This is a genomic window from Hafnia sp. (assembly GCF_036648275.1).
GTDB classification, from domain to species: Bacteria; Pseudomonadota; Gammaproteobacteria; order Enterobacterales; family Enterobacteriaceae; genus Hafnia; species Hafnia alvei.
Map to the genome: position 1 here is coordinate 1 of NZ_JAVXIQ010000060.1, position 6175 is coordinate 6175.

Below are 6175 nucleotides of genomic sequence, written 5' to 3' on the forward strand. Positions count from 1 at the left end.
TTCATCTACGGGGCTCTTCTTTTTCAGTATCTCCAACCAGAATTTCTTTTAGCGAGCAGCCGTCAGGTTGCGCTTTCCATATTCTCACCTTCATTGAGTGAGAATATTGAGTCGACCACGAATTCCTGCCCAGTGGCACCTAGCGGGTGCCATTTTTTGTTGTATAACCTGATACAGCGAATTTCCCCCACCTCAAAAATCTTCCTCTATACTCTTCAAGTGTGCATTTTATTTACCACTCATAGAACGACGTATCGATGAGTACCGCAGTGATTCTGGAGGCTGAAGTGAACCCATTACACGAAAAACTTAAGAAAAATGAATTCTTTAAAACGGGCTATTTTATTGCCGGTCAATGGCAGGACGCCTCGAATACCTATGAAGTCACAAACCCTGCAACGGGAGAAGTGGTAGCTAAAGTCGCCAATGCAGGACAGAAAGAGACTCAGGCCGCTATTCGCGCAGCGAGTGAAGCGTTGCCCGCGTGGCGCAAAACGACAGCCAAGCAGCGGTCTGAGATCTTGCAAAACTGGTATCACCTGATCGTTGAAAATAAGCCTTTCTTGGCTGAATTGATGGTCGCAGAACAGGGTAAGCCCTTAAAAGAAGCGATGGGCGAAGTGGATTATGCGGCGAGTTTCATTCAGTGGTTTGCCGAAGAAGCTAAACGCGCCAATGGCGAGATCATTCCACCGGTTAAACCGGGATCGCGTATTTGGGCGACGCGTGAGCCTATTGGCGTGGTGGCGGCGATCACACCGTGGAATTTCCCGCTGGCGATGCTGACACGCAAATTAGGTCCGGCTTTGGCGGCTGGCTGCACTGGGCTGATAAAGCCAGCCAATGAAACGCCGCTGTGTGCGTTTGCCTTACTGGCATTGGCACAAAAAGCAGGCGTCCCCGATGGCGTGTTGAACGCGGTTTCAGGTGATACTTTGGCTATCAGCGACGCGATCATGGCGAGCAAAGATGTGCGCAAGATTTCGTTTACTGGCTCGACGGGCGTCGGTAAAACTTTGGTGCGTAACGCTGCGGAAACGATGAAGAAAGTGTCCATGGAGTTGGGGGGCAATGCGCCATTCATCGTCTTTGAAGATGCGGATTTAGAGGCTGCGATCAAAGGTATCATGGCGAACAAATTCCGTAATGCGGGTCAGGTGTGCGTGTGTATTAATCGTATTTATCTGCATGACAGCATATATGACACGTTTGTAAGCCGCTTAGCCGATGAAATACGTAAGCTGAAAGTTGGCAACGGCATGGATGAAGGCGTTAGCGTTGGTCCATTGGTGAGCGAGAAGGGTGTCGATAAGGTTGAACAGCACGTTAAAGATGCATTGGAAAACGGCGGTAAAGTGATGGTAGGAGGTCAGCGCCATGCATTGGGCGGCAACTTCTTCCAGCCAACGCTGATTGCTGAAGCAAACGAAGATATGTTGATGGCCTCGGAAGAGACTTTTGGTCCTGTTGCAGCCTGCTACCGTTTTAAAACGGAAGAGGAAGTGATCAAGCGTGCTAACGATACGCCATTTGGTTTGGCGGCCTATTTCTATACTCAAAATCTGTCACGTGTTTTCCGCGTATCTGAGCTGTTGGAAAGTGGCATGATCGGCATTAACGAATGTTCGGTTTCTACTGAAGTGGCTCCGTTTGGCGGCGTGAAAGAGTCTGGCTTAGGCCGCGAAGGTTCAACGCTGGGCCTTGAGGAATTCATGGAAGTGAAAACACTTCACCTCGGAAATCTATAATCCATTGATGGGTGGATACGATTTTTGTTGAGTATTCACCCACTTTGGCCTCGCTCTGATGGTTTTTCCTATTTGTTCAGCTTATCCCTACTGGTGTTTCCCTATTCAACGATTATGATAAGTACGAAGGCTGCAAATGCAGTTTTGAATCCTTGCCGGTTATCTGGCAGCCAAAAATAAAAAGTGTGGATTCATTTTTGTTTCATTTCTCGCAGTTATTCGTGTTTTAAACCTTTAAGCAATGGTCTGGTGAGGGTGTATGGCAAAGCGTTTATGGACAGGGTTACTGATCATTCTGGCGTTGAGCGGAGTGGCGTTTCTGAACAGCCAAGCGGCCGTCAGCAGTCATGAAGGGAAGTCGGCTTCGGTTTCTACTTCAGAAAGCATTGAACAGTTAACACAGCAGGATCGCGTAGTGAGTTATCTGCGAGAACATCAACGCCTGCCTGATTTTTATATCACGAAAAAACAGGCAAGAGCGGAAGGTTGGGATGCGAGTGCAGGCAATTTGTGTAGTGCGGTTCCTGGTAGAGCGATTGGTGGCGATCGTTTTTCTAATCGCGAAAAGCGTTTACCGCAAAAAGCCAAACGCGTATGGCGAGAAGCGGATATCAATTATCATTGCGGACGTCGTCAGGCAGATCGACTGATCTACTCTAACGATGGACTGATTTATATAACGCGAGATCACTATCGCACGTTCACAAAAATGGAGTGATCAGCATGAATAAAGTTAAATTCGATTTTAATCATATCGCCGATCTTCCGGCTTTTTATCGTCAGTTTAGTCATGAATTTTCCCTTGATAGCGAATTTGGTAACAATCTAGATGCGCTGTGGGATGCGGTGACGGGGGGGATTAAACTTCCGGTCGAAATCGATTTTGTCAATTTTAACGGTCGTAAAAAACGCCGCTTTGCTGCGCTGGTTCTGCTTTTTGAAGAGGCGGAAGAGGAACTCGAAGGGGCGCTGCGTTTTAATATGTTGGAGAAAACGGTCTAATCCGTCGATTTACATATGGCTGCAACAGTGCAGCCTTCAGCGCCAAATGTCGCTGAAAGATGCACTGGCAGAGGCGCCATTACTCGTTTTCTTCAGACAGTTCGCGCAGGTATTGGAAAATCTGGCGGGCTGACTTTGGCGGCTTATTGGTGGCCTTCTCTTTTTTCGCATTACGGATCAGCGAGCGTAGTTGCTGGCGATCGGCTTGCGGATAGAGTTCCAGAACCAGCGAGATAGCATCGTCGCCTTCGTCGATCAAACGATCGCGGATCTGTTCTAATTTATGGAACAGAGCAACCTGCTGGTTGTGACGGTTGTTGAGCTTGTCTAATGCAATCTGGATTGGCTCAGGGTCACGCTGACGCAGCATTTTACCAATCAGCTGTAGCTGACGGCGACGGCCTTCCTTTTTGATGCGCTGTGCCAATTCAACTGCGGCACGTAGATCGGCATCCAGCGGGATTTTATCCAGCGCATTTTTGCCTAGATCGACCAACTCTGCGCCCAGATCTTTCAGGGCTTCGGCATCACGTTTAATTTCGCTTTTGCTGACCCAGATGATCTCGTCATCTTCGTCTTTATCAATATCGTTTTCGGGTACTTCGTCTAACCAGTCTTCGTCTGGATGCTTCTGCATATCTGATTCCTTAAAAAAAGACGCTAATCCTATCAGGTTGTGCAGGATTCATGTTGAATGATTTACATGAAATTAAGGAGATCATGTCTATCGCAAATTTGTTTCTATTTTATCACTGTTACCTGTTCGAGCGCAGCCTGAGCTAAAAAACCGGATCGGCTTTTATATTCAGGATGTAAGGCAACGACGCGATCGATTCTGGCAATCAATGACTTAGGGAGCGTGACGTTAATCTTTTCTACGCCGCCCATGAGGCGAGTAACATCAACCTCGACGATAGCCCAGATGTATTCCTGATATTCAGCTTTGTTTGATAAATCTTCGATTTTTGATGGCATTGGAAAATCGGCTTCCATTTCAACCAGCAATTCAATATGACTAATGATTGCTTGCTTGGCGTTAGCTATCGCTTCATCGAGCGTATCACCGGCAGAGAAACACCCCGGTAAATCAGGCACGGTTACACCGTAAGCATGGTGTTGATCTCCGGATTCAATAGCAATGGGATAAAGCATAGGAAACCTCTTGGTGGTGAAGCTAAAGCCCAGCCTGTTGCCGGATGCTTTTTACGGTATTGGCGGGGAGATCTTTTTTAGGATGAGGAATCGTCACTAGCCCCGTTTTGTTGGGGTGAGTGAAGTGATGATGGCTTCCCTTCACCCTTTTAAGGATTCACCCGTCAGCCATGATTTCAGCGATCAGCATCCTGCTATTCATTATAGCCACTGACTCCCTAAATATGAGGGTTATAATAACCCTGCGAGCCGGTTAACACAATTTATCGTCGCGTAGCGCGTCTAAAAGTGAGTAGTGAATACGATCTTGAGGTAAAGAACCCCACTTAATTTTACTTTTGTCTAAGTTATACGGTCGGTGATCCGTAAGCGTTGGCAGTTTTGCGTGGGTTTCAGCGATTGTGCGAAATTGATCTCAGTTCCTGATAAACTCAGAGTTAATTTAGTTTTAGAAACTGGCACCGTTTTAGGTGCCAATCATAACGGCCTACGGCGATGATTGCGCCGGTGGTTTAATCCATTTCTGATAATTATGGCAGATTGATGAAAGTAATCACTCAGGTTGCAGAACAACGCAAGACGCTGGAAAACGCCGTAGCACAGGCGTTAGAACTGGCTAAAGCCGGCGCGGATGCCGCCGAAGTGGCCGTCACCAAAACCACGGGCATTAGCATCAGTACTCGTTTTGGTGAAGTTGAAAATGTTGAATTCAACAGCGATGGCGCGTTGGGGATCACCGTTTATCATCAGCAACGTAAGGGGAGCGCATCCTCAACGGATCTTAGCCCAGACGCTATTGCTCGTACGGTACAGGCTGCGCTGGATATTGCACGCTATACTTCACCCGATCCTTTTGCCGGTCCTGCAGATAAGGAGTTACTGGCATTTGATGCGCCGGATCTCGATCTGTTTCATCCTGCCGAATTAGATGCAGAACGTGGTATTGAACTGGCTGCGCGCGCTGAGCAGAGCTCGTTGAAATTTGACCCGCGTATTACCAATACCGAAGGCGGTAGTTTTAACAGTCACTATGGCATTAAAGTTTTTGGCAATAGCCACGGTATGCTGCAAAGCTACAGCTCCAGTCGTCATTCGCTCTCTAGCTGTGTTATCGCCGAGCATGACGGCGATATGGAACGTGACTATGCCTATACCATCGCCCGTGACATTAACGATCTGAAAAGCCCTGAGTGGGTAGGGGAAGAGTGCGCGCGCCGCACGCTCTCCCGCTTGGCGCCACGCCGCTTGCCGACGATGGAAGCGCCAGTCATGTTTGCGGCTGAGGTGGCAACCGGTCTGTTTGGCCATTTAGTCGGTGCCATCAGCGGTAGCAGTGTGTATCGCAAATCGACGTTCTTGCTCGACAGTCTAGGTAAGCAAATTCTGCCTGAATGGTTAACCATCAATGAACAGCCACATTTACTGAAAGGGATGGCTTCTACACCGTTTGATAGCGAAGGGGTACGTACCGTTGAACGCAATATTGTGGAGAATGGCGTATTACAGACTTGGCTGATGACCAGCTATTCAGCGCGTAAGCTGGGTATGCAAAGTACTGGGCATGCTGGTGGGATCCATAACTGGCGTATCAAAGGGCAAGGTTTAGGCTTCGAAGATATGCTGAAAAAAATGGGCACTGGTTTCTTGGTTACTGAGCTGATGGGGCAAGGCGTAAGCGGTGTCACCGGCGACTATTCCCGTGGTGCAGCAGGTTTCTGGGTCGAGAATGGTGAAATCCAATATCCGGTCAGCGAAGTGACGATTGCGGGTAACCTGAAAGATATGTGGTCGAATCTGGTCACCCTTGGTGATGATATAGAACTGCGTAGCAATATTCAGTGTGGTTCTGCGCTGCTGGAAGCAATGAAGATAGCGGGAGAATAGAGGGACATGCATTTCATCTAGGGCATCTGAATTTATGCATCAACGGTGAAAGGTTTCGTCCGCCCGTCAGCATTTGTGTTTCCATGAAACCGCTGGCGTAGGCGTCCGACGAGAGGTTACCAGCGCGTAACCTCTCGACTCTCGCGCCTTTTTACCGCGTCGTTTGGCCGACCGGTCTCAGAGCGCACATCCTGTACGCCCTCGACCTACCGCCATCTTCCCTGATGGCGGTTCTAGGATGCATTCTTTCAACACGAAAATGCGTCAGAACCTTTCTATGTAAAAATGGTGAAAGTTTTCGTCCGCCCGTCAGCATTTTTGTTTCCATGACACTGCTGGCGTAGGCGTCCGACGAGAGGTTACCAGCGCGTAACCTCTCGACTCTCGCG

7 protein-coding genes are annotated in these 6175 nt (G+C 48.5%); 4 read left to right on the plus strand and 3 right to left on the minus strand.

The window, feature by feature from the left end; translation table 11 throughout:
* Positions 1 to 257 precede the first annotated feature (257 nt).
* The 3 genes from RSC70_RS20805 (at position 258) to RSC70_RS20815 (ending at position 2750) form a co-directional block, all read left to right on the plus strand.
* Positions 258 to 1748: an NAD-dependent succinate-semialdehyde dehydrogenase gene (locus RSC70_RS20805; protein WP_048797737.1), complete on the plus strand. Its 1491-nt coding sequence runs from the start codon at positions 258 to 260 to the stop codon at positions 1746 to 1748.
* Between the two features lie 259 nt (positions 1749 to 2007).
* On the plus strand, positions 2008 to 2466 hold the full coding sequence (locus tag RSC70_RS20810) for a ribonuclease domain-containing protein (protein WP_008815240.1): 459 nt from the start codon (positions 2008 to 2010) through the stop codon (positions 2464 to 2466).
* Positions 2467 to 2471: 5 nt separating this feature from the next.
* On the plus strand, positions 2472 to 2750 hold the full coding sequence (locus RSC70_RS20815) for a barstar family protein (RefSeq protein WP_039184822.1): 279 nt from the start codon (positions 2472 to 2474) through the stop codon (positions 2748 to 2750).
* A 79-nt stretch (positions 2751 to 2829) separates the two neighbouring features.
* Here the strand turns inward: RSC70_RS20815 and yjgA are convergent, their stop codons facing one another.
* The 3 genes from yjgA to RSC70_RS20830 form a co-directional block, all read right to left on the minus strand.
* Positions 2830 to 3387 carry a ribosome biogenesis factor YjgA gene (gene yjgA / locus RSC70_RS20820; protein ID WP_039184825.1) on the minus strand — a complete coding sequence of 186 codons (558 nt, stop codon included), beginning with the start codon at positions 3385 to 3387 and terminating at the stop codon, positions 2830 to 2832.
* A 104-nt stretch (positions 3388 to 3491) separates the two neighbouring features.
* A complete protein-coding gene (locus RSC70_RS20825) occupies positions 3492 to 3902 on the minus strand; it encodes a type II toxin-antitoxin system HicB family antitoxin (RefSeq protein ID WP_332543476.1) in 411 nt (136 codons plus the stop codon).
* Positions 3903 to 3924: 22 nt separating this feature from the next.
* On the minus strand, positions 3925 to 4059 hold the full coding sequence (locus RSC70_RS20830; RefSeq protein WP_105375245.1) for a type II toxin-antitoxin system HicA family toxin: 135 nt from the start codon (positions 4057 to 4059) through the stop codon (positions 3925 to 3927).
* Positions 4060 to 4445: 386 nt separating this feature from the next.
* On the opposite strand from RSC70_RS20830, the gene pmbA reads away from it, so the two are divergent.
* Entirely contained in the window at positions 4446 to 5786 is a 1341-nt protein-coding gene (pmbA, locus tag RSC70_RS20835) for a metalloprotease PmbA (protein ID WP_008815237.1), read from the plus strand.
* Positions 5787 to 6175: the final 389 nt, after the last annotated feature.

Bases quoted from the DNA above. Each gene is read 5' to 3' on its own strand.
- RSC70_RS20805 (WP_048797737.1), top strand. From the start codon at position 258: ATGAGTACCGCAGTGATTCTGGAGGCTGAAGTGAACCCATTACACGAA.
- pmbA (WP_008815237.1), top strand. From the start codon at position 4,446: ATGAAAGTAATCACTCAGGTTGCAGAACAACGCAAGACGCTGGAAAAC.
- yjgA (WP_039184825.1), bottom strand. From the start codon at position 3,387: ATGCAGAAGCATCCAGACGAAGACTGGTTAGACGAAGTACCCGAAAAC.
- RSC70_RS20815 (WP_039184822.1), top strand. From the start codon at position 2,472: ATGAATAAAGTTAAATTCGATTTTAATCATATCGCCGATCTTCCGGCT.
- RSC70_RS20825 (WP_332543476.1), bottom strand. From the start codon at position 3,902: ATGCTTTATCCCATTGCTATTGAATCCGGAGATCAACACCATGCTTAC.
- RSC70_RS20810 (WP_008815240.1), top strand. From the start codon at position 2,008: ATGGCAAAGCGTTTATGGACAGGGTTACTGATCATTCTGGCGTTGAGC.